Source organism: Leptolyngbya sp. DQ-M1 (assembly GCF_039962505.1).
Taxonomy (GTDB): Bacteria; Cyanobacteriota; Cyanobacteriia; order Leptolyngbyales; family Leptolyngbyaceae; genus Leptolyngbya.
The window spans coordinates 232,122-255,131 of record NZ_JAMPLJ010000006.1; the positions used below are offsets into that span (position 1 = coordinate 232,122).

The 23,010-nt window shown below is 47.5% G+C and carries 27 protein-coding genes and 1 tRNA gene; 15 read left to right on the forward strand and 13 right to left on the reverse strand.

Going from position 1 to position 23,010, the window contains the following annotated elements; genetic code table 11:
- Positions 1–46: 46 nt before the first annotated feature.
- The 5 genes from NC981_RS19245 (at position 47) to NC981_RS19265 (ending at position 3,255) form a co-directional block, all read left to right on the forward strand.
- Positions 47–346, forward strand: coding sequence for a DUF6464 family protein (locus NC981_RS19245; RefSeq protein ID WP_348244416.1), 300 nt, complete (start codon positions 47–49; stop codon positions 344–346).
- Positions 330–1,397: a tocopherol cyclase family protein gene (locus tag NC981_RS19250; RefSeq protein ID WP_348244417.1), complete on the forward strand. Its 1,068-nt coding sequence runs from the start codon at positions 330–332 to the stop codon at positions 1,395–1,397. The genes NC981_RS19245 and NC981_RS19250 overlap by 17 nt, the downstream gene beginning before the upstream one ends.
- Before the next feature lie 11 nt (positions 1,398–1,408).
- Positions 1,409–1,645, forward strand: a complete 237-nt coding sequence (locus tag NC981_RS19255) for a hypothetical protein (protein ID WP_348244418.1) — start codon at positions 1,409–1,411, stop codon at positions 1,643–1,645.
- Between the two features lie 38 nt (positions 1,646–1,683).
- Positions 1,684–1,757: transfer RNA gene (locus tag NC981_RS19260), tRNA-Arg, on the forward strand.
- A gap of 382 nt (positions 1,758–2,139) precedes the next feature.
- Positions 2,140–3,255 (forward strand): hypothetical protein, encoded by a 1,116-nt coding sequence (locus NC981_RS19265; RefSeq protein WP_348244419.1) that lies wholly within the window; start codon positions 2,140–2,142, stop codon positions 3,253–3,255.
- On the opposite strand, the gene NC981_RS19270 is transcribed toward NC981_RS19265, so the two are convergent.
- The 5 genes from NC981_RS19270 to NC981_RS19290 form a co-directional block, all read right to left on the reverse strand.
- On the reverse strand, positions 3,252–3,551 hold the full coding sequence (locus NC981_RS19270; RefSeq protein WP_348244420.1) for a hypothetical protein: 300 nt from the start codon (positions 3,549–3,551) through the stop codon (positions 3,252–3,254). The two genes, NC981_RS19265 and NC981_RS19270, sit on opposite strands and share 4 nt — an antisense overlap.
- Positions 3,548–6,304, reverse strand: a complete 2,757-nt coding sequence (locus tag NC981_RS19275) for a DUF3987 domain-containing protein (protein ID WP_348244421.1) — start codon at positions 6,302–6,304, stop codon at positions 3,548–3,550. The genes NC981_RS19270 and NC981_RS19275 overlap by 4 nt, the downstream gene beginning before the upstream one ends.
- On the reverse strand, positions 6,301–6,498 hold the full coding sequence (locus tag NC981_RS19280; protein WP_348244422.1) for a hypothetical protein: 198 nt from the start codon (positions 6,496–6,498) through the stop codon (positions 6,301–6,303). The genes NC981_RS19275 and NC981_RS19280 overlap by 4 nt, the downstream gene beginning before the upstream one ends.
- Positions 6,499–6,659: 161 nt before the next feature.
- The gene (locus NC981_RS19285) at positions 6,660–6,827 is read right to left on the reverse strand and encodes a hypothetical protein (protein ID WP_348244423.1); all 168 of its coding nucleotides are present in this window, start codon (positions 6,825–6,827) and stop codon (positions 6,660–6,662) included.
- A gap of 156 nt (positions 6,828–6,983) precedes the next feature.
- Positions 6,984–7,199 (reverse strand): hypothetical protein, encoded by a 216-nt coding sequence (locus NC981_RS19290; RefSeq protein ID WP_348244424.1) that lies wholly within the window; start codon positions 7,197–7,199, stop codon positions 6,984–6,986.
- A 150-nt stretch (positions 7,200–7,349) separates the two neighbouring features.
- On the opposite strand from NC981_RS19290, the gene NC981_RS19295 reads away from it, so the two are divergent.
- The 5 genes from NC981_RS19295 (at position 7,350) to NC981_RS19315 (ending at position 10,900) form a co-directional block, all read left to right on the forward strand.
- A complete protein-coding gene (locus NC981_RS19295; RefSeq protein ID WP_348244425.1) occupies positions 7,350–7,862 on the forward strand; it encodes a hypothetical protein in 513 nt (170 codons plus the stop codon).
- 99 nt (positions 7,863–7,961) lie between these two features.
- Entirely contained in the window at positions 7,962–8,285 is a 324-nt protein-coding gene (locus tag NC981_RS19300) for a hypothetical protein (RefSeq protein WP_348244426.1), read from the forward strand.
- Positions 8,269–8,670, forward strand: coding sequence for a hypothetical protein (locus tag NC981_RS19305; RefSeq protein WP_348244427.1), 402 nt, complete (start codon positions 8,269–8,271; stop codon positions 8,668–8,670). Before NC981_RS19300 ends, NC981_RS19305 begins: the two co-directional genes overlap by 17 nt.
- The gene (locus NC981_RS19310) at positions 8,667–10,031 is read left to right on the forward strand and encodes a hypothetical protein (protein ID WP_348244428.1); all 1,365 of its coding nucleotides are present in this window, start codon (positions 8,667–8,669) and stop codon (positions 10,029–10,031) included. The genes NC981_RS19305 and NC981_RS19310 overlap by 4 nt, the downstream gene beginning before the upstream one ends.
- Positions 10,032–10,465: 434 nt before the next feature.
- Complete coding sequence (locus NC981_RS19315) at positions 10,466–10,900, forward strand: response regulator (RefSeq protein ID WP_348244429.1); 435 nt, start codon at positions 10,466–10,468, stop codon at positions 10,898–10,900.
- Here NC981_RS19315 and NC981_RS19320 read toward each other — a convergent pair.
- The 3 genes from NC981_RS19320 to NC981_RS19330 form a co-directional block, all read right to left on the reverse strand.
- Positions 10,877–11,965 (reverse strand): HAMP domain-containing sensor histidine kinase, encoded by a 1,089-nt coding sequence (locus tag NC981_RS19320; RefSeq protein WP_348244430.1) that lies wholly within the window; start codon positions 11,963–11,965, stop codon positions 10,877–10,879. The genes NC981_RS19315 and NC981_RS19320 overlap by 24 nt on opposite strands.
- Positions 11,966–12,233: 268 nt before the next feature.
- Complete coding sequence (locus NC981_RS19325) at positions 12,234–12,533, reverse strand: hypothetical protein (RefSeq protein WP_348244431.1); 300 nt, start codon at positions 12,531–12,533, stop codon at positions 12,234–12,236.
- Positions 12,534–12,733: 200 nt separating this feature from the next.
- Positions 12,734–12,874: a hypothetical protein gene (locus NC981_RS19330; RefSeq protein WP_348244432.1), complete on the reverse strand. Its 141-nt coding sequence runs from the start codon at positions 12,872–12,874 to the stop codon at positions 12,734–12,736.
- Positions 12,875–12,935: 61 nt separating this feature from the next.
- On the opposite strand from NC981_RS19330, the gene NC981_RS19335 reads away from it, so the two are divergent.
- The 4 genes from NC981_RS19335 (at position 12,936) to NC981_RS19350 (ending at position 15,051) form a co-directional block, all read left to right on the forward strand.
- Positions 12,936–13,091, forward strand: coding sequence for a hypothetical protein (locus NC981_RS19335; RefSeq protein WP_348244433.1), 156 nt, complete (start codon positions 12,936–12,938; stop codon positions 13,089–13,091).
- A 102-nt stretch (positions 13,092–13,193) separates the two neighbouring features.
- The gene (locus NC981_RS19340; protein WP_348244434.1) at positions 13,194–13,979 is read left to right on the forward strand and encodes a hypothetical protein; all 786 of its coding nucleotides are present in this window, start codon (positions 13,194–13,196) and stop codon (positions 13,977–13,979) included.
- Between the two features lie 349 nt (positions 13,980–14,328).
- Positions 14,329–14,589: a hypothetical protein gene (locus NC981_RS19345; protein ID WP_348244435.1), complete on the forward strand. Its 261-nt coding sequence runs from the start codon at positions 14,329–14,331 to the stop codon at positions 14,587–14,589.
- Between the two features lie 45 nt (positions 14,590–14,634).
- Positions 14,635–15,051 (forward strand): hypothetical protein, encoded by a 417-nt coding sequence (locus NC981_RS19350; protein WP_348244436.1) that lies wholly within the window; start codon positions 14,635–14,637, stop codon positions 15,049–15,051.
- A 294-nt stretch (positions 15,052–15,345) separates the two neighbouring features.
- Here NC981_RS19350 and NC981_RS19355 read toward each other — a convergent pair whose 3' ends face one another.
- A complete protein-coding gene (locus NC981_RS19355; protein WP_348244437.1) occupies positions 15,346–15,570 on the reverse strand; it encodes a hypothetical protein in 225 nt (74 codons plus the stop codon).
- 416 nt (positions 15,571–15,986) lie between these two features.
- Between NC981_RS19355 and NC981_RS19360 the strand changes: the two genes are divergently transcribed.
- The gene (locus tag NC981_RS19360; RefSeq protein ID WP_348244438.1) at positions 15,987–17,921 is read left to right on the forward strand and encodes a P-loop NTPase fold protein; all 1,935 of its coding nucleotides are present in this window, start codon (positions 15,987–15,989) and stop codon (positions 17,919–17,921) included.
- Between the two features lie 1,248 nt (positions 17,922–19,169).
- On the opposite strand, the gene NC981_RS19365 is transcribed toward NC981_RS19360, so the two are convergent.
- The 4 genes from NC981_RS19365 to leuC form a co-directional block, all read right to left on the reverse strand.
- The gene (locus NC981_RS19365; RefSeq protein WP_348244439.1) at positions 19,170–19,382 is read right to left on the reverse strand and encodes a hypothetical protein; all 213 of its coding nucleotides are present in this window, start codon (positions 19,380–19,382) and stop codon (positions 19,170–19,172) included.
- 99 nt (positions 19,383–19,481) lie between these two features.
- The gene (locus NC981_RS19370) at positions 19,482–20,012 is read right to left on the reverse strand and encodes a hypothetical protein (protein WP_348244440.1); all 531 of its coding nucleotides are present in this window, start codon (positions 20,010–20,012) and stop codon (positions 19,482–19,484) included.
- Positions 20,013–20,484: 472 nt separating this feature from the next.
- Positions 20,485–21,201 (reverse strand): SGNH/GDSL hydrolase family protein, encoded by a 717-nt coding sequence (locus tag NC981_RS19375; RefSeq protein WP_348244441.1) that lies wholly within the window; start codon positions 21,199–21,201, stop codon positions 20,485–20,487.
- Between the two features lie 403 nt (positions 21,202–21,604).
- Complete coding sequence (gene leuC, locus NC981_RS19380) at positions 21,605–23,008, reverse strand: 3-isopropylmalate dehydratase large subunit (RefSeq protein WP_348244442.1); 1,404 nt, start codon at positions 23,006–23,008, stop codon at positions 21,605–21,607.
- Positions 23,009–23,010 lie beyond the last annotated feature (2 nt).

A 23,010-nucleotide genomic window follows, 5' to 3' on the forward strand; every position in this document is an offset into this window, starting at 1 on the left:
GATCAAATTGATCCCAAATTATTAGACGATCGCTCAAAATAGAATCATGCTTTCAGTATTCCTGATTCTTACGATCGCGCTTGTTCCCTCGGTTCTGACGTTGCTGCTCCAGCATCGGCTGGAGTCTCAAGCTCAGCAGCGCCTTCGAGCAGCGATGGCAGCCGCAGAGCGGCGGCAACTCCAAAACTTGCTTCGCCTCCCCCCGGATCATCACCGTGTCGAAGGGATCGGAACCCTCGTCGGCGATTTTACCTGCATTTATAATGCGCGATCGCCCTATCTTCGATGCGCGGTCAATCCCTCCGGCCCTTGTGAAAATTGTCGATTGTATGCCTCAAAATACTAGCCCCCTGCCGACTCCCCACAGTGGTTATCACTGGAATCGAATTCCTCGCCGCTTTTTTGAGGGGTGGTATTACCGCGTCACCTTACCGGAAATCGGTCAAACGTTTGCGTTTATGTATTCGATCGAAGATCCTCAAGGCGGGCAACCCACAAGCGGCGGTGTGGCTCAAATTTTAGGCATTGATGATGAGTATCTGTGCCGGACTTTTCCTGACCCGAATCGATTTTGGGCAGCACCTGATCGACTGGCTTTAGGACATTGGCGGCAATCGGGCAAACCTCAGCTTTTAGATCCGCAAGCGTTCGATCGCACCATTTCTGAAGGATATCAAGCCACAGAAACCTGGCATCAAGGACGACTGAAAGAGCCAAACGGGAATTTTGCAGAATGGCAATATGCGATCGCGCCTGTGTATGGGTGGGGCGATCGACAATCCACCGCAGGCTTGCTCTCATCGCTCCAGATTTTTGAACCTGGATGGCAAATTCTCATGGCTCATGGACACGCCACAGGTTACATCAATTGGAATGACAAGAACTATGAATTTGTCAATGCTCCCGCCTATAGTGAAAAGAACTGGGGCGGAGCATTTCCGAGTAAATGGTTTTGGCTCAACTGCAACGCATTCGACAATGAACCAGATTTAGCGCTTACCGCAGGCGGGGGACGGCGCGGAGTGCTTTGGTGGACAGAATCGGTTGCGATGGTTGGAATTCACTATCGGGGTCAGTTCTACGAATTTGTGCCCTGGAATGCCGAAGTGAATTGGGTGATTCGTCCTTGGGGCTATTGGCGCATGGATGCTCGAAACCGACAGTATCGAGTCACCGTGACCGGAACCACAGATTTACCGGGAACACCGTTACGAGCACCGACGATCGACGGAATGCAGTTTGTTTGCCGTGACACGATGCGAGGGAATGTGACGGTGGAACTGTGGGATCAGGCAGAACGTCTGATTGTAAGAGCGACGAGCGATTTATGTGGACTAGAAACGGGTGGCGCTCCCTGGGATGAAACTTGGGCTTCTGGATGTGGGCTCAATTTTTAAGGAGGACAATCATGCAAAACTTGCTCGTGTTTGCTGTAGTTGTATTGATGGTTTTAGGGTTGATTTCGCTGGGGGAACTGATTGGGCGATCGCTCAAATCTCGCAATTCCGAACCTGTAGATTATACGCCTGTGAGTGAAGCGATCGGAAACGGACTGATCGGCGCAGAACCCGGTGATGGCTCTCATTTCTTTGGTGCGATCGCGGCTTTCTTTTCGCGCTTTCTCGAACATTTCTTACATCACTAATCCCGTTTTAGATGAGATTGCTATAATGCCACTCATCCGGGGCTGTAGCTCAGTTGGATAGAGCGATCGCCTCCTAAGCGATAGGTCGAGGGTTCGAGTCCCGCCAGTCCCGTAATACTCAAAGCCGTTATACAGTAAGGTTAAGGCTTAGTAGGAGTAATTCTAAGTAATTCCTGAAACGCCCTAAAATCGTCGCTATTTTCCAGCAATTTAGGTACAGATTTAGGGACAATCTTAAGAAACCTTGCCTCCCTCTCCTCCTGTTCCCTGATTTCTGAAAAAATTACTTACTCTAGAAAAGCGTCAACAATGTCAACAATTAAAGTTTTTTTCCTTGAAACTTGATGTAGCAGCGCTTTAACGGTGTTGACGCTTGATGTCAACATTTCTAAGGGTCTGTCAACATTTTTCTAGGAAACATCTTGAAGCCTAGTTACAGCAACGCTTTTCAACTGTTGTCATCGTGTCAACGAAGTTGTCAACATTTTTGATCTATGCCCCCAAAACTCGAATACGCGCTCGAAGCGGTGAATCAGCGTCTCAAGGACAGTCATGTGAAGGTGCGCCTGTTTCTGCGTGGGAATATGATTTGGATGAAAGCAACTCTTCCGCCTAAACCTCACATCGATCGACCAATGCCTTACCAGCAGTCGATTAGCGTGGGTGTACCTGCAACCGAGAAAGGGTTCAAACGTGCGGAGGAGGAGGCAAGGTTATTGGGTTCTCGGCTGATCTCGAAAGAATTTGACTGGAGCCAATACATTGATAGCGATCGCTTGCCAGAGAATCGAACGGCGCGATCGTGGATTAATGACTTCAAGCGACACTACTTTGAAACTCATTCGTTGTCAGAGAGCACATGGAAAGGCGACTGGGAGAAGATTTACAAGCGGTTGCCGCCAGACGAACCTGTGACCTCAGAATTGTTGACAAAAATTGTTTTTACTACCGAGCGCAATACCCGTAATCGTCTTGAAACCTGCAACAAGCTTCAGATATTAGCAGACTTCATTGGTTTAAATGTCAATTTGCGCCAGTACAAAGGCTCTTACGGAGCTTCTAAGGTGCAAGACCGTGAAATCCCTTCTGATGAAGATATCGTGCGCTATTGGCGCAAAATCCCTAACGCTAATTGGCGTTGGATTTATGGCGTGATGGCTGCATTCGGACTACGAGATCATGAAGTGTTTTTCTGTGAGTGGCGTGAGGATGGGTTGTTTGTTCGCAAAGGCAAAACAGGGCAAAGGCTTGTTTTTGAAGCGCTCTACCCTGAATGGGTTGATGAATTCGGTTTAAGGAATATTCGACTCCCAAAAGTCAAGGATGTCGATCGCCTGTATGAAGAACGAAAACTTGGGGACAAGGTAGCGCGTCAGTTTCGACGCTACAACGTCCCGTTTCCACCGTATGCGTTGCGTCATGCCTTTGGTATTAGGACTGTTAAGTTCGACTATCATCCGACTGTTGCAGCCGCTTTGATGGGTCATAGCCCTAATGTTCATCTAAAACGCTATCACCGCCACATCAGCGACAAGCAGAACATAGAAGCCTCACAGCGCATTATGAGTAGGGATGATCGACCGAAGCCGCCAATCATCCCCCATACTTAACGACTAGAGCGCTTTTCGCCGTCCTGCGTTAATCGCTTGTTTGCAAGTGCAATGTTGACTTGCCATTTAGCTCTTCTTGCGCCTGGTCTTCTACGATCACGAACCTCTTTACCCTCTCGGAACAGCCCGGATTGAACTGCTTTGTAGCAGGCGTGATAGCTCGGAAACCCAAGTCTCTCCCATGCTTGCTCAAGGTCTAACCACTGTTTAGAGGTGTCGGGCTGAACACCTCCACACATTTCGAGAAAGACTTCTCGAATGAGTTCCTTGATTTCGGCTCGTGATGGTGCGGTCATGCTGTTACCTCCGAGTTCAATAGCTGAAGTTCTTTTTCTGGAATCCAAGTTGAAAGGCGACCGTCATCAGTGAAACAAGAAACCCCGTCAGGGCTTGTCGAGTTCACTTTCAAAGTGCCTGAATACTGAGCTTTGAAGATTTCGTTCTCACCGACGTAACGCACCCGATCGCCCTCTTTCGGTTGCCATCTAGCCTTTTGTATCGGGATCGGAGTCGCAGGTTTCACCACCAAATCGGTCAGCGCGACCGATTTGGATTCTGCGATCGCAGGTTTTACCAATGTCGATTCTTTCACCGCAGGCGAAACGGGTTCCGTTTTATTTTTGGTTCGAGTCTCCGAATAAACCCACTTTGCGCGAATTCCCTCACCCTCGGTTGAACCGTGTCCCAACTCGACAAGCTTCGTAAACAATTCGCGAATCTGTGCGGGTGTTTGTTCTCGCAGTGCTCTAACACCGATTTTCGCCTCACGAGCTGTTAGAACGCCTTTCTTGCGTCCTAATTCAATCAGTGCCATCAAAGCCTTATCCTGCTTCGATTCCGGGTCGTTTGTACCGTAAATGATTTTTGCTTGGTTCAAATAGTATTGAGCCAGCACGATCGCTTTTTCCATCGTTTCACCCGAAATCGTAACGGCAGGATTTCTATCCACAAACATCGCATTTACAACGTGGAGCAATAACGCAAATCGGGCTGTATAGGTTTCGATTTTTGGGTACACAGCCGCTAATCCTGCGTGAGCTTCAGCACTGGCAAGATCAATTAAATAGTGTTGCCAGTGCTGAAAGTACTTTTTCGCTTCTGAAGACAGAAGGTAATCACGATCGGACATTCCTCGAAATGCCCCGTAAAGCTCTTTGAGAACAATCTGCAACTGTTGAGCCGAGTTATCCTCGTCATTCAAATCGAGGTAGCCTAGTGGCGAGTCCTCACAGCAAAATAAAAATCTCGCCATTAGTCCAGAGGCATCGTCGAATCCGAGTTTGGATTGCAGCTTTTCTAGAACTCCGGATTGAATTGTTCCCGTGATTCCCGCGCATGGACGATTCGCAACGATTGACTTGTCGGGATCAGCGCGATCGACAATCACAGGCTCGCCGTTGAACAGAGATAGATAAAACTGTTCTTCGTCCCCAACCTTCTTGTATTGGTTGAATGAGAATAATCCTCGCAGTTCGTCCGTGTACCGTAGGATATTCGGACTTTCACTGAGAATGCGGGCTAGCCCCTCGGGCGTTGAACTATTCGTAACGAATCTCTCTCGAACCGGCGCTTCAGGAGGCTGCTCAGGATCTTCTTGCTTGACCGAATTTTTGTACGACTGCACGGCGTTTTTGTAGCGCTTGAATGCGTCAGTTTCAAGTTCCATCAAAGGTTTTAGGATTGCGCCTTGGGTTGGGGACTTCTTTCTTCCGGATTTGGCAACGATCGCGCTCCAAAAAATCGGAGTGACTACGTAGCCTGATTTTGGGCTAACCACAAGCCGCTGCCCTCCTCCGACCGCGCTCCCAATTGCAGGTAGCAACGTCGTAATCAGCCAAGATTCCGCTGTTGGAAGTGCGATTGCGGTTTTTTCAATCAACTCTGCCAGTTCAGGGCGCAGAATGTCGCGTGCTTTAAGTGTCGATTTTTGCAGCGAAAGCAACTCGTTAATACTGCTAACGTTGTCTGATTCGCTGAGGTCTGTTTGCCTTGCGGTGTAAAGCCCCCAAACGTCTTTCGATTGGCGACCGCTCCGTTCTGCCAAAGAAAGGATTTTTGCACTTAGATCAGATTGTGACAGCGACAGTTCGCATAAGTCACTTACTTCGGCTTGAAGCTGCTCGATCGGCATTTTCGCGACACTCACCGCTTCTAATACAGGTTGAGCGCGGTTAGCCTTGACGTTTTCCCGCCTTGGAAACGGAGATGTCCAGCCATTCTGTTTTGCTAAATAGCCTAGCGTTCCCAGTGTGATGCTTCGTATCTTGTTACCCTTGATGTGCTGCCATACCGCATCAAACCCTTTATCGGTGTGCTTTGTGCTTCGGTTGGACCACGATCGCGCTTCATGTTCGGATAAGCCTGCTTCATGTGCAGCAAACAGACAATCTCGCCATGTATACCAATCAAGTGGATTTGGATCGATTGCACCTAAATATGAGTTCGCCCAATCCTGATCTGACCATTTCTGTAAATGCTGTTGTTGGCGTGAATGCTCTAGCTCCGGTTTGAGCATCTTTTCAATCACACACAACGGAGCTTCCGCGATTGGACCACCAATATCTGTCCATTCGTAGTTCCGGTGGGTTTCTGGGTGTTCCCCAAACACAAGTGATTGACACCCATTCCAACGCAATTCAATCTGTTCGTGCTTGCCGTCCTTATCAATTGCGCCTGTTCGGTACTTCCGGGTTGCGATTGCACCCCAATACGTTTTGGGAACCGTAAACGCTAGCTGATAATGCCCAGGTTTACCGCTGCTGACTTTCCAGGTTTGGGGGACTTGTCCCCATTCGCTGAGAAGCTTTTCGCAGCTAGAGCCGTCATGGTCAAGTAGCAGTAATCCACCTGAAACCTCACCGGAGATTACGCCAACTGCGCTGACCTGCCGATCCTGGTAAGTCTTACTGAAAAGCCTGATCACGTCTTGCCATTGAAAAGGCTTGTTCTGCCAACCTTGGCCGATCGGAGCTTTCCCTCCTTTCGCGATCGGGGTAAAGCGCCATTCTTGAGGGAAATCGCAAAAGTTACGATTAGAAGGGAGGTTCAAAGCACACCTCCCTTCTGCTGAAAGGCTAGGGCTTCAGCCAGGGCGATCAGCAGATCCTGCCGTAGACTTCGCTGTGGTGTCCAAAGCAGGTCGTAGAGCGCCCTGGGTGCAAGACTCAATGGGTATTGTTTCGCCCTCACTTGTGCCTTGAGCGGCTGGCTTGCTACAATTAGTTCAACAATTTTTTCTGACATAAAACTTGTTTCTGCGCCCGTTTGAGCGCAGGTTGTCTGATAGCAGGCTTGTAGGTACGCTATCAGGTTGATCAAAGGAGTTCCTCGATTGCTGTTTCAGCAGCAGTTGGGGAATTTTGCTATTAGGCGCAGAAGCAAAACACAAAACCCCCCACACTCAACTACGTAGCGTTCGGGGGGGGTTGATTATTCGGGTCAAGAAATTGCGCGATCGCCATAACCGCTAAAGTGGCGGGGCGCAGACCAGTTAGCTCAGACTTAGCCTCTAGTGCTAACTTGAGCTGCTCTGGCAATCTAATACTTGTTGGATGAGTTCGTCTTTTAACCATTGGGAAACCTCTCCTACTGCGGAGATGTGGAGATTAACGATTTGGCTTCCCAGTCTTAGGGCTTCCTGTCTAGCAGGCTTCGTGGATTGTAGTGGATTCGTACTGGAAAATCAAGCCCTTACCCTCGGAAATATCCAACCAAAAAGTGTCCGAAGCTCATTCCGTTTGTGGTGGATCAGGGGGAATCTTCCCGTCTGCCTTTGCTCTTTGAATCCCCTGTTCGATCAGAATTGCCGCCATTTGAGAGAGAGAGCGCCTTTCTGCATTTGCTAGCTTCTCCAAGTCAGTTTTCACGTCGTCTTGAAGATAAACGTTAACTTTTGGGATTCTTGCAGGCACTTGGACTTGCGGCTCATTGGCAGTAACAACCATTGAATCCTACCTCCATCAAAGACTTATTGCCTTATGATAGCGTTAAGTGACTTTCGGTAATCTACCGAAGCGCACCAAATTAAAAACCCAGTCCCCCACCTTCCACAGATCCGGCCTGGGCTACCCCTGGTTAATTGAGGTAGATCGATTATGAATGAATTCCTGCCAATCCTTGAAAAAGCTCAGTTCTCATCCGATTTTCAAGACTGGGCACTCCCGACCGCTTTAGTAGCTGAGGGGTTCGGGTGTACTGCTGAAGCTGTCAGATCTCACAAAACCCGGAACCGCTCCGAATTGAGGGAGGGGGCGCACTGGATCAAGGTCATTGACCCCGACAATATCGCCCGAATTTACTGGAGCAAGCGCGGCATCATGCGCCTGGGCTTCTTGATCGATTCCCCTCGCGCCAAACTGTTTAGGGATGCGGCAGAAAGTTATCTTGTCCCCTCCCTTGAACTTGAACCGGAACCCGTCCCCTCAACTGAACTGGCGGCAATCCCCCCAGTCGCCACAGATGCCCGTTGCAATGTGCAACGCAGATCCCTAGAGGCTGAAATCGCCGTTCTTACGGGCATTGGACAAACCTTCTTGATTGCGGTCGCGCTTTTCTATGCGGCGATCCTGACTCCGTTCTGGGTTGGGGGAGGGGATGCCCGCGAATGAACACGGCGAAGCGCCTCACCTGGCGCTTTCTTTGGCTGTACTTCCTAGCCAGAAGCGCCATCGACTTATCCCCACTCATTACTCAAAAGATGCAAGCTTATGCCCTCCAACAAATCCAGAAAACCGCCATCGAACGCCTCACCGGAATCGTCCGCGATCGCTGAATTCAATCGAACGCTGCATCATTCCATTCACCAGATTGAACTGCTGATCGAGAACGCGAAAGATGCCGCCGATATCTCTCGGACTTATGCAGCACAAGCCAAGGAAAGCGCCCAAAAGAGCAAGCCACATGATGTCTGGGCTTTCCTTTTGCTCTCGGTTGGAATCAGTGGTTTATTCACCGGAGCCGCACTTTTAGCGCTTAAGCACAGCATCGCAAACTCTATCCAGCCGCAGGTGAAGCATGAAGTCAGAAAATAACAATTCGCCACCCGGAACGCCAAACGTCCAACTGCAACTAGAGAGCCTATTTGGAAAGCGCGTGGAGGTCATCAAGTCGGATACAAACAGACTTGACCCCGCAAGTGAAGCTGCCGATTTGATGCGGAGATCGTTGATTCAGGCAAGATTCACCGATGCGATGCTGAATGCTGTTTCATGGGTCGCTGGTAGTGGCTTCCTAACTTCGCTCTGCTTTCATACGCCCTTTCTAAGCGCGTTCTGGCTGCCGTTCGGATTGCTTTGCTTGGTAGGTATCGGGGCAGTCGCCTATGGCTTATTCAGAGTGCCTGACGCTCAAATCCCCATTCTGCTTAAGGTTGCATTTGTCGTTATTGGGGTCATTATCGGAGGTCGCCCACTATGACTCATGAGTTGCACACGTCCCAAATTAAGCACTTCATTGATGCGAATTTCCGGGCGAACATTGCATCATGGGGACTTCTCGCGGGAAGTCTGATTCTTCTGGCTTGCGCCTCCAATGCCACAACGCCGCAGGGGAAAATGGGATTTTTTGCTGGCACACTTGCCACGGCATTGATCGCCCAGCCGATTCGTAAGATTGCGATCGACACCGAGCGAAGCGGAAATGATCAGGCTGACTTAAGCCAGACCGCATTTCAAAATGCTTTCTATGCAGCAATGAAGCCTAACGCGCCGACCGTTGCACTGGCTCCATCTGAACCGGAACCCGTCGAGCTTCTGCCGCTGTTTGATTGGACAGAGTTGAGCGATGCAGATGAACACCCGATTTTAGGCATCGTCTCCCCAATGGGCGGCGGCAAGTCCAGATTGGCGCGATATTTGGCGCGTTACATCCTGTTTCCGGGACAGAATCCAGAGATCAGCGTGTTCGATATCTATGCGCGACAAGATGACTGGCAGGGATGCTCGATTGTTACTGAGCATGAGGAAATGATCGAAGCTATGGGCGCTGATCTGGATGTCATTGCTACAAGGTTGCAAGAGTATCGCGCTGGCAAGAATGACTTCGTTGGAGTGTTCCGAGTCGTTGAGGAGGGGGCGGATACCTTCAAGACGTTGCAAGCAATGAGCAAGGATGCTCAAAAGACGGTTGATTCCTGGGTGAGCAAGTTCACCACAGTCACCCGCAAAATCAAAGCGCGGATGTGTATTGTTTCGGTCAAGTTATCCGGTGCGGACTTTGGGACGGGGGCAGAATCCCGAAACGATGCAACGATTATCTTTCCCGGACTGAAGGGGATTGCAAAAGCGATGACTGACGATCGCATCTTTAAGTTAGGAGCCAAGCAAAACAAGGAACTGCGAGAACAGTTAAAAGCTTCTCTAGCAGGTGTTAAGCGTCCTGCATTGGTCTATTCTCAGGGTCGTTGGTTTCCGGCATCAGTGCCCGATCTAGATGCAAATGGTAATCCTATTGGTATGGCTCCGATTGATTTTTCACCATCAATTGATCGCCTGAATCGACTGTATGAAATGTCAACCGATGCCTATGAAGAAGCTGACGATGAAGGCATCCAATTAAGCCCCATCCAGGAAGCGATTCTAGAGCTTTCAATCCGTCAAGGATGGCTGAAAGCAAAGGATTGTCAACGATCAGGCTGGGGGCAGTTTAGCGGCAAATCTGCTGGCGAAATTAGAAGCGAATTCCTAACATTAATTGAGCTTAGCTTGGGGGTCGGTCGGTTCGATAGCGATCGGCTGCAATTCTGCTCTGATGACTGGAATTCTGACGATGAAGGATGAGCCGACCGGAACCGACCGAAAGACTGAAACCCCTATATCTCTGAACGGTCGTGCTCCGACCGTTTTTTAATGGAGTGCCCCGACTGGTCAGTTAACGGTCGGGGGCAGTCGGGGCAGTAGTCGGGATTCATCCTACCGCTATTTGGGGAATTAGGACGGTGAATAAATGCAGGATGAAACTATTAGAAAAGCCACGATCAAATACGTGGCTTACATTTTTATATGTGGCTAAAGATCTCTGTGAAAATCGTCAGCGCGTCCTTATAACTTCGGTTTTAGGTTGTTCATCTCCCTGAAGTGTACGACCTTCATTGTTTGTTACAAAAGTATACATATTGATGTGTGGTTGGCTTCTCCACGTTTCTCCCCTGAGTATGAGGCAAGCACACTGACTAATTGGCTCCATTAAGTCAGAGAAAGAGAAGGACTAAGACATGGAACATTCTTCTAGTCAGGTGAATATTACTGGCAAAACACAAGCACATCAAACGCAACCCTTAGCAGGAGTAAAAGTCTTGCTGGTGGAGGATGAGTGTGATATGGCAGATTTACTGCTGTTTATCCTGAGTGAAGCCGGAGCAGAAGCTATCTGGGTCATGCAAGCCAATGACGCTTTGGTGCACCTTCATCGCTCTCGTCCAGATATCCTCCTTTCTAACATCAAATTGCCTGACCAGAATGGCGATTGGCTGATCCAAGAAATTCGTCAGGCAGAATCAGGAAGAATGGCTCACCTTCCCGCGATCGCCGTTACATCTTACACGCGAGAATTTGCCGCAAACACGGTGTTGGAAGCTGGATTTGATCGGTTCTTGCCCAAGCACATTGATTCAGAAGAAATTATCTCAGCCATTCTCGATCTGGTTTGACTGAGGGTTAGCTGTCTCGGTCGGGGCGATTGGCAACTTGATGATAAAGCTTGTCCCCTTGCCCTCTGCACTTTCAACCTCAATTGTTCCTTGATGCATTTCAGTTAAGCTCTTTGCTAAGAATAAGCCTAAGCCCCATCCTTTCTGCTCTCCAGCAGTCTTAGTACGACGAAATTGTTGAAAGAGAATGGATTGTACTTCTGGAGAAATGGGCTGACCTTCGTTATGAATAGTGATGTGGACTGTCGTTGCAGTGTGTTGCAGCGTGAGCGTGATTGGCGTATTAGGAGCACCATATTTCACCGCATTCACAGCGATGTTTTCAATGACTCGCCGTAATTCCTTGCGGCTGCAACGGGTTTCAACCGCACCACCAGAAACCAGCACAAAGCGTTCTTCATAAGCGAAGTTCAAGTCCTCCATAACTTCCTGAAGGAGCTGCTCTAAATCGCAATTCTCGAACGTTAAACTCAAGCCCTGCCCTGCCCGTAACCGACTCGTATCGAGCAAGTTTTGAATCATCCCATCCAGTCGGTCGATCGCACCGATCATTCGAGCTGTGACATCAAAGTAGCGATCACCGCGTTCAAATCGGCGTAAAACCAGGTGTGTGCCCATTTTCATCACATTCAGGGGATTTTTTAGGTCATGGGTCAGGGTCACCATAAACATCTCTTGAATCTCGCTCAACGTTTGTGAGAACTGCGTTGCTGCATCATTGACAGCTTGCTCAATGGAACTGATGATAATGTCTCGTTCCCGGATGGTTAACGGCGCTTCTTCCTCTAGCACCTGAAAAACCACCTGGCGGAGAATGTGATACTCCAGGATCAGTTGAGTAATTGAGTAATCAGCATATTCCGCGCGTTCCCGTCCATGCTTCCTGCCTATCCGATCGCTTTCCACTTTATCAGCGTTGATGCGGGCAGAGGTGCGTTCAATAGTGGTTGATAATTCAGTGACGAGGAAGCTTAAGTACTGCGGTAGCGAATCTTGCAAGATCAGCGAGGTGTGATGCATGGAGGGGCTGATTTCAGCGCGTGCCCGCTCCTCCCACAATCGCATGATTCGATCTGCATGCTCCTGAAGACGCTCAGATGCCGGATTAATCATCAAACTTCCCTTTTATCGTCTTGCCTAAGTGTCCAGGATGTTTAGCCCTTATGTTAAGCAGAGTAACAGCCTACTTTTCTAGTTGTCGAGCAACTTCATTCCTACGTCAAGAGGAATGAAGTTGTACTGTTCCGAAACAACCCTCAGCTCCAGACATGACGGTAAGAGAAGGGCGATCTCTTTTTGTGGATTAACGCTTACGAAGACGAGCAGAGCGGTTCTAGCGGTTGTTAGAAACTAAAGCGGTAGCCAGTCTTGTTAAGGCTTCAATATTCGCACTCTGTTGCTGTGCTAGTGCCAAATGACCATCTAGCGCTGTGATCATGCGGTCTAGCTTCCCATCCAATTTATCGATATTCGCGGCAGTCTGTTTCTGCTGTGCTGCCAACTGAGCAATGTTGAGCGTTAGAGCGTCGATCGATGCGGTGACGCGATCGAAGTTTGTCTGATCGTTGTCTCTCACACTTGCCAACAGTTCAACCAATGTTTTAAGCGTTTGTCGCTCGAATGACTCTGGCATTTGCTCTCCTCCTGCTGGTTTGAGTCTATCCGCTCAATCATGTTAATGCCACGATCTAGCCCTCATTCTCTAGAGAGAATCCTTTGGTTTGAGATCATGTTCTATTTAAGAAACAAAACACAACAAGCACTCGATCTTGGGTGCTTTTTTTTGCTGCGAGTCATTCTTACTAAGTCAAGCGCAAGTGAAAACCTATCCGATCATCCTAGGCTTCCGCGAGAAGCTAGGGCTACCGCCGGAAAAGTGAGCATACCCCCCGCCGCTACGCTGGCATGACCTGCTGGAACTGTCACACTGGACTTCAGGATTTGCCTTGGACTAAAAATGGCATAAATCACCATTCGGTTATGTTCTGAAACCCGCATTCCTTTGTAGAGCGACTGTCACAAGGGCAACGGCAGAATGGGCATTTCGGGTTGGACTTCTGCGGTGTGGGCAGCGAAGCGATCTCCTAGATTGCTGCGGCGCGAGCAGAAGGTTGGGTACATTGCAGCCGTTGCATTGAGCGACGATCGCTTGCTCAAGCTAGTGCATCGTCACAGCTTAATTTTAGGGTAAGCACACTTAGAAAGAGGCATCAAGCAGGACTTTTAGAGATCACTTTAGTCTTGACGCTGCACTAGAGTGTTAGACAGAAACCTTTCATCTGACTTCCTGACAATGATCGTATTTGAAATCGTCACTCCCGGAACCCGGCTTGATTATGAGGACAAGGACTGGGCGCATAGAATTCAGCAGCTTCTTAGTTCTCTTGAGTCGCAGTTTTTTGATGCCAATTTAGCACTGAACCTATTTCGCGATGCACAGTCAACTCCCCCATCGTTTGCAGACCTGAACGATTGGAAGCGCAACTCAATACGCCGCTCGGAAATTCAACGCGCTGTCGAACAGGAGCGTGGAGTCATGCATAGTGAAGACTGGGACAATATTAATTTTGAAACTGAGCTCCGCCTCAAGCGAGAAAAATGGGCGAACGGCGGACTTCCTCATACGTTCGAGCACAACTTGCCATTCATTTACGCTCGTGCATTTCTCTACGCACTTGATACGTTCGAGAAATTTCTTGGCGTTCTTGCTAAAGAAGTAAGCGTTCCAAGCCAGATCGAGGTGTTGCACAATCAAATGCTCATAGACCTTCCTAACCTTCGAGCTGTACGCAATTCTATCCAACATCTCGAAGATCGTTCACGCGGGCTTGGTGCTGGCAGGAATCCTCAACCGCTCAATCTCCAACCAATCGCAAATAACATGATCAGTGCCCCATCTGGAGGGGTAGTTTTCCTAAATAACCTAAATGGCTCTAAATACACCTGTACTATGGCAGACGGTTACTGCGGAGAGGTTGATGTCTCTATCAAGTCAATGGAGCGCTTGAAAACTATCTTCCAAGGAGTCCTAGAGTCATTCAGATGGTGCGGACCGAAGCAGCACCTGCCGAGCGCATGAGGAATAACCATTCATTGTTTCTGACAAGTTTGCAAGTGAACTCTACGTTGAGAAAGCATGAATGAAGTAGTTCAAGCGGAACGTCTGCGGTGTTTCGCAGAAACTCAACGATCGCGAATGTCGGTAGCGTTGCCTGTCTGGTTGCCAACATCGAAAAATTCCCCATTAAACCCGAATACACCAAAACGGTAGTTATGTTGTATTCATTTTGTCCTGAATGCTAGACAGAATCTAGACTTGTATAGACAGAGGTGTGGACTTCATGCGGGCATTTTGGGATTCAGAAAGATCGCTCAACTGAAGTCAGGGCTGTTAGACTGAGCTAGACAAAATCTAGACAAGTGCAACGATGCCTGAAAAGCTTGCGACATTCCGATGTGATGATGCCTTGTGGGAAGCCTTCAAGCAGAAGGCTAAGGCAAACGGTAGCAATGCCTCAGCCGTTCTCCTGCAATATGTTCGAGACCATGGGGACGAATCCAGCGACGATTCAGCCCGTCGTTCTGAACATCTAGACGCTCGCATAAATGCTCATTTAGAAAAGCGGCTTGCCCCTGTTCTAATGGAGTTGGCAGAACTCCGAGAAGAAATAGCAAAGTTCGCAGCTTGACCACCCGCATAGGGGAGAGTCATGCTGAATTGGGTGCTTCAATGAATGACCCTAGTTAATCCAGGTTGGATTACTCTGAACAACGTCAATTTGGGAGTCGATCAGCCTATGCCTGCTACATCGGAGGAACTTCGCGCAAGGATTCAGCGCACAAAGCCTTGGGAGAAGACCAGAGGCGCTACAACTGAACTCGGTCGCCTCATTGTTAGTGCAAATAGTCTCAAAAATGGGTTGCGATCCAAAAATGCTCTTATTAGAGAAGCTGCAAGACACGCTAGAAGGCTAAAGCTTGCTGAAGCGGAGTTAGAAGACTTCAAGCGCCTAGTTGTCCCCTTCGCCTTGTGCCGTCGCCCACTGCCACCTGTGTTCATTCAAACAATACGGTATCTGAATCTAGACCCGGAAGAATTTTGTGAGCAAATCCGGATAGGAGTGACTGAGCAATCCCAGCCAAGTGAATAGTAGGGCTAGGGGAGTTCTCTGGAGCCATAGGGAAGATCGGGGATCTAGCTGTTTATGTAGCCCTAATATATAGCAGCCCTAATATAGGATGTAACGCAAGTGTTAGTCTAACCTAGTCGAGCATAATATTCACTTAGCGCAAAGACCTCACACAAAAAGCATTCAAACTATGACCCTGGACAAAACGTAATCAATCTTGTCCGAGGTCGCAACCTACTCCAGTTGTTCAATTCGCGATCAAAGCCTTAAGGTGTTAAGGATCATCGATCGCAGCGCAGGCACAACTTCCACCTGCTAAGTGCCCGTCTTCCCCTTGCGAGTCTCGCAGGTGAAGGTGATAAAGCTTCCTCGAATCATTTCCGCTTTCAGTTGCAGCGCTTCACTAATCCGACAGCCGCAAAACATACAGATTGCGAATAGAGCACGATCGCGAAACGACTGAAATCTCTTCTCAAACAATCGCCCCAATTCTTCATCGCTCAAAATTTTCACTTGTCCATGCCCATCGCCCTTTGGCACTCGCTTCTAAATCTCCCAAATCAATCTCAAAACTAATCATTGCTGCATCCCTAAAACCTTCCCCGTAGCCTAACCTTACGATTTAGTATTTTGTAAGGTAGAGGCATAAAACCCTCATTTTCTCGTGCTTTCATCTCTGTCTCATCGAAAAGCGACGTGCTTATTGAGAATAACCCTTTGCTATTGCGAAAACAGCGATAGCATTGATAGCAGATGAGACTCAGTTCGAGAACGAGTGAAAAGCATGTAATGGTGGATTGTCGCGCAACTTCTTGACATCTAGGAGCATCAAAATCCATCGAATCTCTAGTCAAGATCAAGCCATAATGACTAACGGTAAAACCCTGCTCATAACACCTGCATCTGCATAACTGTTATATTTACGCCAAGCATCATGAAGCAAAGTTGTGGAATAGATGAACCAAGAGCAAAAAACAATCAACAGTCACATAGAAACGTACCTAGACTATTACTGTAATTTGTCACACGCACCCGGATTTGCTGTTCTTTTACAGGGTCAATGGGGATCTGGGAAAACATGGTTTATTAGTAGGTATCGCGAAAAGCTTAAAGAGAACAATCACAAGTGCCTGTACGTTAGCCTTTATGGAATGACCTCTTTTTCTGAGATAGAAAATGCTTTTTTTCAGCAACTACATCCTGTACTTTCTTCAAAAGGAATGGCAATAACAGGAAAAATTCTTAAAGGTTTACTGAAAGGCACATTGAAGATTGATCTAAATAACGATAACAAAGATGACGGAAGCATAAATTTGCAGACTCCGGATATTAATCTGCCGGAGTATCTTAGAGATGCCGATAAAAGCATATTGATATTTGACGATTTAGAGCGCTGTCAAATTGACCTGATTAATCTATTAGGATATGTCAATTTCTTTGTAGAACATCAAGACTTGAAAGTACTCCTTATCGCAAATGAAGATGAACTGGTAAAAGACGAGAAATATCAGGTTGTTAAAGAGAAATTGATTGGTAAAACTTTTGGTGTGTGTCTAGATTTTGAGGGTGCGCTTGAGAATTTCATTAGTATGGTAAACAATCTAGAGATCAGAAAGTTTTTATCTGACAATACTGACTTGATACGAGATTTCTACGAGCAAGCTGGGTATGAAAATCTAAGAAGCCTGAAGCAGATTGTTTTAGATTTTGAGAGAATCTTCAATGCTTTGCCAAAGAAAGCAAAAGAGGAAATAGAGCTAGTACAGGATCTATTGAAGCTACTTATAGCTTTTTCTATTGAGATCAAGCGCGGAAATGTGCTTCCGAAAGATATTAGCAGATTACGAGAAGCATATTCAGCTAGCTTAAGTAAGCGGATTGCGAGTCAAACTTTTGATTCCAATAAAGATGAGAATCAAGAATATACCAAGCTTCAAGAAGTACTCAACAGGTACCCCTCGCTTGACTTACACGCTCCATTCCCAAACGGATTATGGTGGAAAGCATTTTTTGATATGGGTGTTGTAGATACTGAAGAGTTAAATCAATCAATATCAAATAGTAGATACTTTCAAAACGAAAATACTCCGAACTGGGTTCGACTCTGGTATTTTTCTGATCTTTCTGATGACGATTTTGATAGTATACTTAGCAGCGTTCAAGTAGATTTTTATAGTAGAAATTATACTGAGATTGGAGTAGTAAAGCACGTTTTTGGACTCTTTCTCATGTTCTCTGACGTTAAACTTTACAACAAAGGAAAAGACGAAATACTCAGGGACACTAAGCGCTACATTGACCACCTGAAAAACACTAAACGGCTTACCATTGCTACTCCTTCAGTAATTGATTCCATAACCGAGGATAGTTACGGTAGCCTTGGATTCCAAGGAATAGAATTTAAAGAGTTTCAAGAGCTATCCTCTTATATTGGCGACGTGCTAGAGTCAGCACAAGAAGAGAATTTGCCTTCTGCTGGTCAAGATCTGCTTACAATCATGCAGAGTGATTCCTGGAAGTTCTCCAGAATGATCAGCCTAAGCAGATATCAATATGGAGATGTTCTCAGCCAGGAGTACCACGAACTCCCCGTATTAAAATACATAAAACCAACTACTTTCATAGCTACACTACTGCAATTGAACATTGAGAGCAAAAGACTCGTTCTTCGGTCGCTAAGGGAACGGTATAGATTTGAAAACATCAATTCAAGGTTAATTGAGGAATTAGAGTGGCTTAAGTCTGTCCAACAGCTACTACAAATAGAAGTTGAAAGCAGAAAAGGAAAAGTTAGTGGATTTGTTTTAGCACTCGATATTCAACACTATCTGGACGAGGCTATCAGGAAGCTTGAAAAAGATAAGAAGCGGTTAGAGGCAAACCAGCAGTAGATATTTCTGTTAAATCCTTAACTATTTACTGCTATTGGAGAACAATAAAAGATCTAATGGTCTGTGTCTGACTGTAGAAACTCAATTTCGATAAACGGAATTTGTGGAAGACTCTGAGTATCTAAAAAGTTCGTAATCACGATTCCCTGCCTCAATTTCTTGGAACAGATTTGCCTCTGCGATCTACCTAAGAACATTATCTAGAGCCTTGAGACTGCAAAAACCTAGAGCGCTCTTGTACAATGCCAAATTAGATGACATCAAAACAAATTCATGTCGCTGAGCAAATCCTCTTTATTAAAGGATTTCAGAACATGTTCGTTCAACAACCTAGCCTTAGATCACCAGGATTACCAAGTTGGCTTTAGGCAGAAAAGTAAGCCAGGTCTAGCTCTGTTTCTTGAGCGACACTAATGTGTCTCCACGACAAATAAAGGCTCTTACGCGATTTTGGTGAAAAAGGGAGAGATCGTACAAACGAGTTTTGTAAGCTCACAGGTTCAGGAGACTTCAATTCCAAAATCACCAAAATCGCGTAAGAGTCCAAATAAAAAGTCACTGTACACTGATCGAGATCTTTGAACTGTCCCGAACCTCAGTATTTTCGTTGAAGAGATTCGCGATCGTATCTTTGCTTCACCAAAAGTGGACAAGATCCTTTTGTTGACACGATGACAACAATCGAGAAGCTTTGCTACGACTGGATTTCAGGATTTTAGGCTTACAAACTGTTGACAATGTTGACGTTGCCCTGTCAACAAATTTAGAGCCTGAAAGTATTGATATATATAGGTTCTAGATGATTAGATGCAACTGTTGACATTGTTGACACTATTTTTGATTCTTTTGTTTTGACTCTCCCTTTTGTTTTTAGGTACAGATTTAGGTACGTCAGAATTAAGACTTGCCATAGATTCCTTCTCATCTACTTTATAGCCTTCTGATTTAAGGCTCGAGTCCCGCCAGTCCCGTAACACGCAAAACCTATATACAGTAAGGCTAAAGCCCGATATGAGCAATCTTAGGCAATCCTTGAAATGCTCTAAAATGGTCGCTATTTTCCAGAGATTTAAGCCCAGAATTAAGAACCGTTGATTTCCACTTCTGTTTCAGCCCATTTTTTGAAATACTTCTACTAACCCAAGTTGCGAGTTCAAGGAAGGAGGGCTACTGGCAGAGAAATGGTCATGAAAACTAGCCCGTCCTGGCAGCAATGAGAACGATGCAGGTCGTCGCTGATACTTCTGGTTATGGCATGAAAGCAGCTTCGAGCGTTTGGACGAAGATGAATGCAGTGAGTTTGGGCAGAAAGCCATCCATTGTCACAGCATGAATGGACTTCGGGAAGCGCAGCGTAATCTGACTAAAGACCGTTTCGATGGCATGACGGGTCGTTTGCTGGATGTATGCCAAGGCAGGGAAATCGGGACGAGTGGAATTGCGTTTGCGGGCGACCTGCAAGCAAATTTCTTCGGTGTTCTTGAGGTCATCTTCAGCTTGATAGTCGGTGTAGGCGGCATCGACATAGACTTCGCTTTCAGCTTCTCTAGACTCTACCTCTCAATCGCTTCCATCCTCAAAAAGCTTCTCAAACAACGCTGGCTGCAAGATTTCACCTTGCCTATCGATGATCACGGGCAACCTCCACCCTGCTAAACGGACTGACTTCCAAGGGGCATTGACAGAAATAGAAGCGGGGTCGAAAGCAGTCAAATCAAATTGCCCTGCACGCTCTTCACTCTCAAGCACGTTCGAGAGTTCAATCTCATGGCGTTTGGTGCCGAAAAATTCTACCGTGTTCAGGTAAAGGTTCTGTTCGGTATCATCAAAGTCAATGCTAGCCACATAGAACTTGCCATACAGCCACATACTGCCCGCGAAGACAGCACCGAGACTCCCAACAAAAGCACCGATCGCGATTCGTTCCGGCAGCGGTTTTAACCTGCCACCATCTCCTGGAGCCTCACCATAATGCTGCACTAAATTGGCGCCTGCGTATGTAGTTCCAACCAAGGTAGCGAGTGACAACAGCATGATGAAACGGACTTTCAGCAATTGGTTACCAGCGCGGAAGACGGGAATTCTAGCCATGTGATCGAGGATGAATGCTCAAGACTCTAGATAGTGATATCATCCCATGCCGGGCTGTCCTGCCGAACCAAGTCTCATCGTTTGTAACGGTTCAGGAGCCTATCGCGATAACGGAAGCGATCGTTGCTTGATGTAACGATTGCCTGCTACTTGATCCGCTTTGCAGGAAAACCTCTTTCTGTTTGGCGCGATCGCGCTTCTGTAGGGGGTGCAACTGTTAGCAGAAGCGCGATCATGCCTTCAGAGGTGGTAACACTTAGATTGCGAGGTGGTAACCCTGTTAAATCCTTGCGATTAGTAGATTTCAGGTATTGCGCTCAGTTAATTAGGATTACGCCTGTTACCACCTGTTACCACCTTAATTGTAGAGGTGGTAACGCTCAAAAGTATTGATTTTATTGGCGTTTTGACTTGTCGTTACCACCGTGATCGATCATGCAGAGTCTATCCACCATTCATCGCTTGCTGTTAGTTAACGTATCCGCAGGACATAGGGAAGAAAGGCGCGTCGTACTTCCGATGCACCCTTTAGACTTGGCTCGATCGTGGCTGTGAACCAGGATAAGTCACCACTCAGAAAATGAGCGTGGAGATCGATTAGTTGCCCGTAGCGGTGGGCAATGTCTGCAACCGCCCTGTTCATGCGCTCAAGATTTTTGCGAGCAACTTTTGCCTCAATGCCTAAGAAATTTCGATTGTCATCGCCCAGTGTAGGGTCATACACATTGCCCAGCAGAACTGGACGAATGGGTAACTGCTGCACGAAGCAGTCAAGCGCGTTGGCAAAGGTTGTCATGCCTACGCCCCGATCGCCGATTAATCCACCCAGAAGATCATTACCCCCGATCGTGATTAAAGCAATGGCAGGTTCTTGAACCTGCAATCCCTGGACTTGCAACTGTAGCCCTTCTACAGTTGCACCATCACGGGCACGATGGTCAAGGCGAGCCGGACCGCGTGATGCAAGATCCTGACCCTGAAATTCGGGAAACAAACGATCATCATTCTGAACGAGCAGTTGCCCTGGGTGAACTCCAGACTCGTTGTATCGTCCACAATCGAGAATCGAATCGCCAAACGTGTACAGCGTTACCATGGTTTGTTCTCGTGTGCAGCCTAACAGGGCTAGGACACTTGTCCCTGCGATCGCTTGCATAAACCGTCGTCGTGGGAATTGAACTGGAGCCATTGCCCTTCCCTAATTGCCCTTCCCTATTTGTTTGAGGCTAACACGAGGGAACAACAGGACATACTGATCAGAAGATGGATTTGCAAACTGTGACGGTAAACCCAAATTGAGTACACTCAAAGAAAGCGGTGGTAATGGCTATGACAAATTTGGGTGAATTGTCTCATTGATTTGGTATTACATTATTATCGCAATTTGCTCTGGTGTTGTAGAAATCAATAATTTGCTGTTCGTAGCTCATTTTAATGTCGTTTGTTCTATTCAGAGGCAGAATAGCAACGAAGACAACCCCCCTTTATGCTCTTCAGCCTGAGCCATTGATTGGTGCACCAATCCCTGTATTGTTGTGCAACCGAACCGACCTTTTGACGATCGTTTCGGTTTGCACTGCGTCCTCGTTCCACTACATCAATTCGCGCACGTCCGTTACTTTCCCGGTAATTGCGGCTGCTGCAACCATTGCGGGACTCATTAACAACGTGCGACCTGATGCTGATCCCTGTCGTCCTTTGAAGTTCCGATTCGATGAGGACGCGCTGATTTGCCGCCCTTGCAGCTTATCGGGATTCATCGCTAAACACATCGAGCATCCAGGTTCACGCCACTCGAATCCGGCTTCCACAAAGATGCGATCGAGTCCTTCCTGCTCAGCTTGGGATTTCACTCGTTCCGATCCCGGCACCACAAACGCTTTCACGCCTTCAGCAACGCGCCGCCCTTGAGCCACTCGCGCTGCTTCGCGCAAATCAGAAATTCGTCCGTTCGTGCAGCTTCCGATAAAGCAGACATCGATTTTAGTTCCCTGAAGGGGTTCGCCCGGTTTGAGATCCATGTATTGATAGGCTTCAAGCGCGATCGCTCTTTCGTCGTCCGGCATTACCTCTGGAGTAGGAACCGTTTCGGTTACACCAATTCCCTGTCCCGGAGTAATCCCCCAAGTCACAGTTGGAGTAATATCAGCCGCATCAAAAACAACAACATCATCGTAAACAGCATCGGCATCACTGCGGAGACTGTTCCACCAGGACACAGCTTTGTCCCATTCTTCGCCTTTGGGTGCAAACTCACGCCCTTTGAGATAGTCGTAAGTCGTTGGATCGGGATTTACATAGCCGCAGCGTGCGCCGCCTTCGATCGACATATTGCAAACGGTCATGCGCTCTTCCATGCTCATTTGCTCGAAGGTTGTACCTGCGAACTCGTAAGCGTAACCGACTCCACCTTTCACGCCAAGTTTGCGAATGATGTGCAGAATGACATCTTTGGCATATACGCCTGGATTGAGCTTGCCATTGACTTCGATTTTTCTGACCTTGAGCTTAGAGAGCGCTAGGGTTTGAGAGGCAAGCACATCGCGGACTTGACTCGTTCCGATACCGAATGCGATCGCGCCGAATGCTCCATGGGTCGAGGTGTGGCTATCTCCACAAGCGATCGTCATTCCGGGCTGAGTGAGTCCTTGTTCGGGTGCAATGACGTGAACAATGCCTTGACTGCCAGAGCCAACCGGATAAAAGCGAATATTGTTCGATTGAGTATTTTTCTCAAGTTCTTGCAGCATTTCTTCAGCAAGTGAATCGAGAAACGGACGGGCTTGATTGTCGGTGGGAATAATGTGGTCAACGGTTGCGACTGTGCAATCGGGAAAAAGCACTTTCAGTCCGCGCTCTCGCAGCATCGAAAACGCCTGTGGACTGGTGACTTCATGAATGAGATGTAGCCCGATGAAAAGCTGAGTTTGTCCCGATGGCAGAATCCCGACGGTGTGCAAGTCCCAAACTTTATCGAACAATGTCCCGGTACTCATGG

What these genes read in the sequence shown, in the direction of transcription:
- NC981_RS19325 (WP_348244431.1), bottom strand. Translation starts at nt 12,533, where the DNA reads ATGCCAGAGTCATTCGAGCGACAAACGCTTAAAACATTGGTTGAACTG.
- NC981_RS19295 (WP_348244425.1), top strand. Translation starts at nt 7,350, where the DNA reads ATGAATGAATTCCTGCCAATCCTTGAAAAAGCTCAGTTCTCATCCGAT.
- NC981_RS19265 (WP_348244419.1), top strand. Translation starts at nt 2,140, where the DNA reads ATGCCCCCAAAACTCGAATACGCGCTCGAAGCGGTGAATCAGCGTCTC.
- NC981_RS19285 (WP_348244423.1), bottom strand. Translation starts at nt 6,827, where the DNA reads ATGGTTAAAAGACGAACTCATCCAACAAGTATTAGATTGCCAGAGCAG.
- NC981_RS19370 (WP_348244440.1), bottom strand. Translation starts at nt 20,012, where the DNA reads ATGGCTAGAATTCCCGTCTTCCGCGCTGGTAACCAATTGCTGAAAGTC.
- NC981_RS19360 (WP_348244438.1), top strand. Translation starts at nt 15,987, where the DNA reads ATGAACCAAGAGCAAAAAACAATCAACAGTCACATAGAAACGTACCTA.
- NC981_RS19270 (WP_348244420.1), bottom strand. Translation starts at nt 3,551, where the DNA reads ATGACCGCACCATCACGAGCCGAAATCAAGGAACTCATTCGAGAAGTC.
- NC981_RS19320 (WP_348244430.1), bottom strand. Translation starts at nt 11,965, where the DNA reads ATGCGATTGTGGGAGGAGCGGGCACGCGCTGAAATCAGCCCCTCCATG.
- NC981_RS19310 (WP_348244428.1), top strand. Translation starts at nt 8,667, where the DNA reads ATGACTCATGAGTTGCACACGTCCCAAATTAAGCACTTCATTGATGCG.
- NC981_RS19350 (WP_348244436.1), top strand. Translation starts at nt 14,635, where the DNA reads ATGACCCTAGTTAATCCAGGTTGGATTACTCTGAACAACGTCAATTTG.
- leuC (WP_348244442.1), bottom strand. Translation starts at nt 23,008, where the DNA reads ATGAGTACCGGGACATTGTTCGATAAAGTTTGGGACTTGCACACCGTC.
- NC981_RS19330 (WP_348244432.1), bottom strand. Translation starts at nt 12,874, where the DNA reads ATGGTGATTTATGCCATTTTTAGTCCAAGGCAAATCCTGAAGTCCAGT.
- NC981_RS19300 (WP_348244426.1), top strand. Translation starts at nt 7,962, where the DNA reads ATGCCCTCCAACAAATCCAGAAAACCGCCATCGAACGCCTCACCGGAA.
- NC981_RS19280 (WP_348244422.1), bottom strand. Translation starts at nt 6,498, where the DNA reads ATGTCAGAAAAAATTGTTGAACTAATTGTAGCAAGCCAGCCGCTCAAG.
- NC981_RS19250 (WP_348244417.1), top strand. Translation starts at nt 330, where the DNA reads ATGCCTCAAAATACTAGCCCCCTGCCGACTCCCCACAGTGGTTATCAC.
- NC981_RS19290 (WP_348244424.1), bottom strand. Translation starts at nt 7,199, where the DNA reads ATGGTTGTTACTGCCAATGAGCCGCAAGTCCAAGTGCCTGCAAGAATC.
- NC981_RS19315 (WP_348244429.1), top strand. Translation starts at nt 10,466, where the DNA reads ATGGAACATTCTTCTAGTCAGGTGAATATTACTGGCAAAACACAAGCA.
- NC981_RS19255 (WP_348244418.1), top strand. Translation starts at nt 1,409, where the DNA reads ATGCAAAACTTGCTCGTGTTTGCTGTAGTTGTATTGATGGTTTTAGGG.
- NC981_RS19305 (WP_348244427.1), top strand. Translation starts at nt 8,269, where the DNA reads ATGAAGTCAGAAAATAACAATTCGCCACCCGGAACGCCAAACGTCCAA.
- NC981_RS19340 (WP_348244434.1), top strand. Translation starts at nt 13,194, where the DNA reads ATGATCGTATTTGAAATCGTCACTCCCGGAACCCGGCTTGATTATGAG.
- NC981_RS19335 (WP_348244433.1), top strand. Translation starts at nt 12,936, where the DNA reads ATGGGCATTTCGGGTTGGACTTCTGCGGTGTGGGCAGCGAAGCGATCT.
- NC981_RS19345 (WP_348244435.1), top strand. Translation starts at nt 14,329, where the DNA reads ATGCCTGAAAAGCTTGCGACATTCCGATGTGATGATGCCTTGTGGGAA.
- NC981_RS19245 (WP_348244416.1), top strand. Translation starts at nt 47, where the DNA reads ATGCTTTCAGTATTCCTGATTCTTACGATCGCGCTTGTTCCCTCGGTT.
- NC981_RS19375 (WP_348244441.1), bottom strand. Translation starts at nt 21,201, where the DNA reads ATGGCTCCAGTTCAATTCCCACGACGACGGTTTATGCAAGCGATCGCA.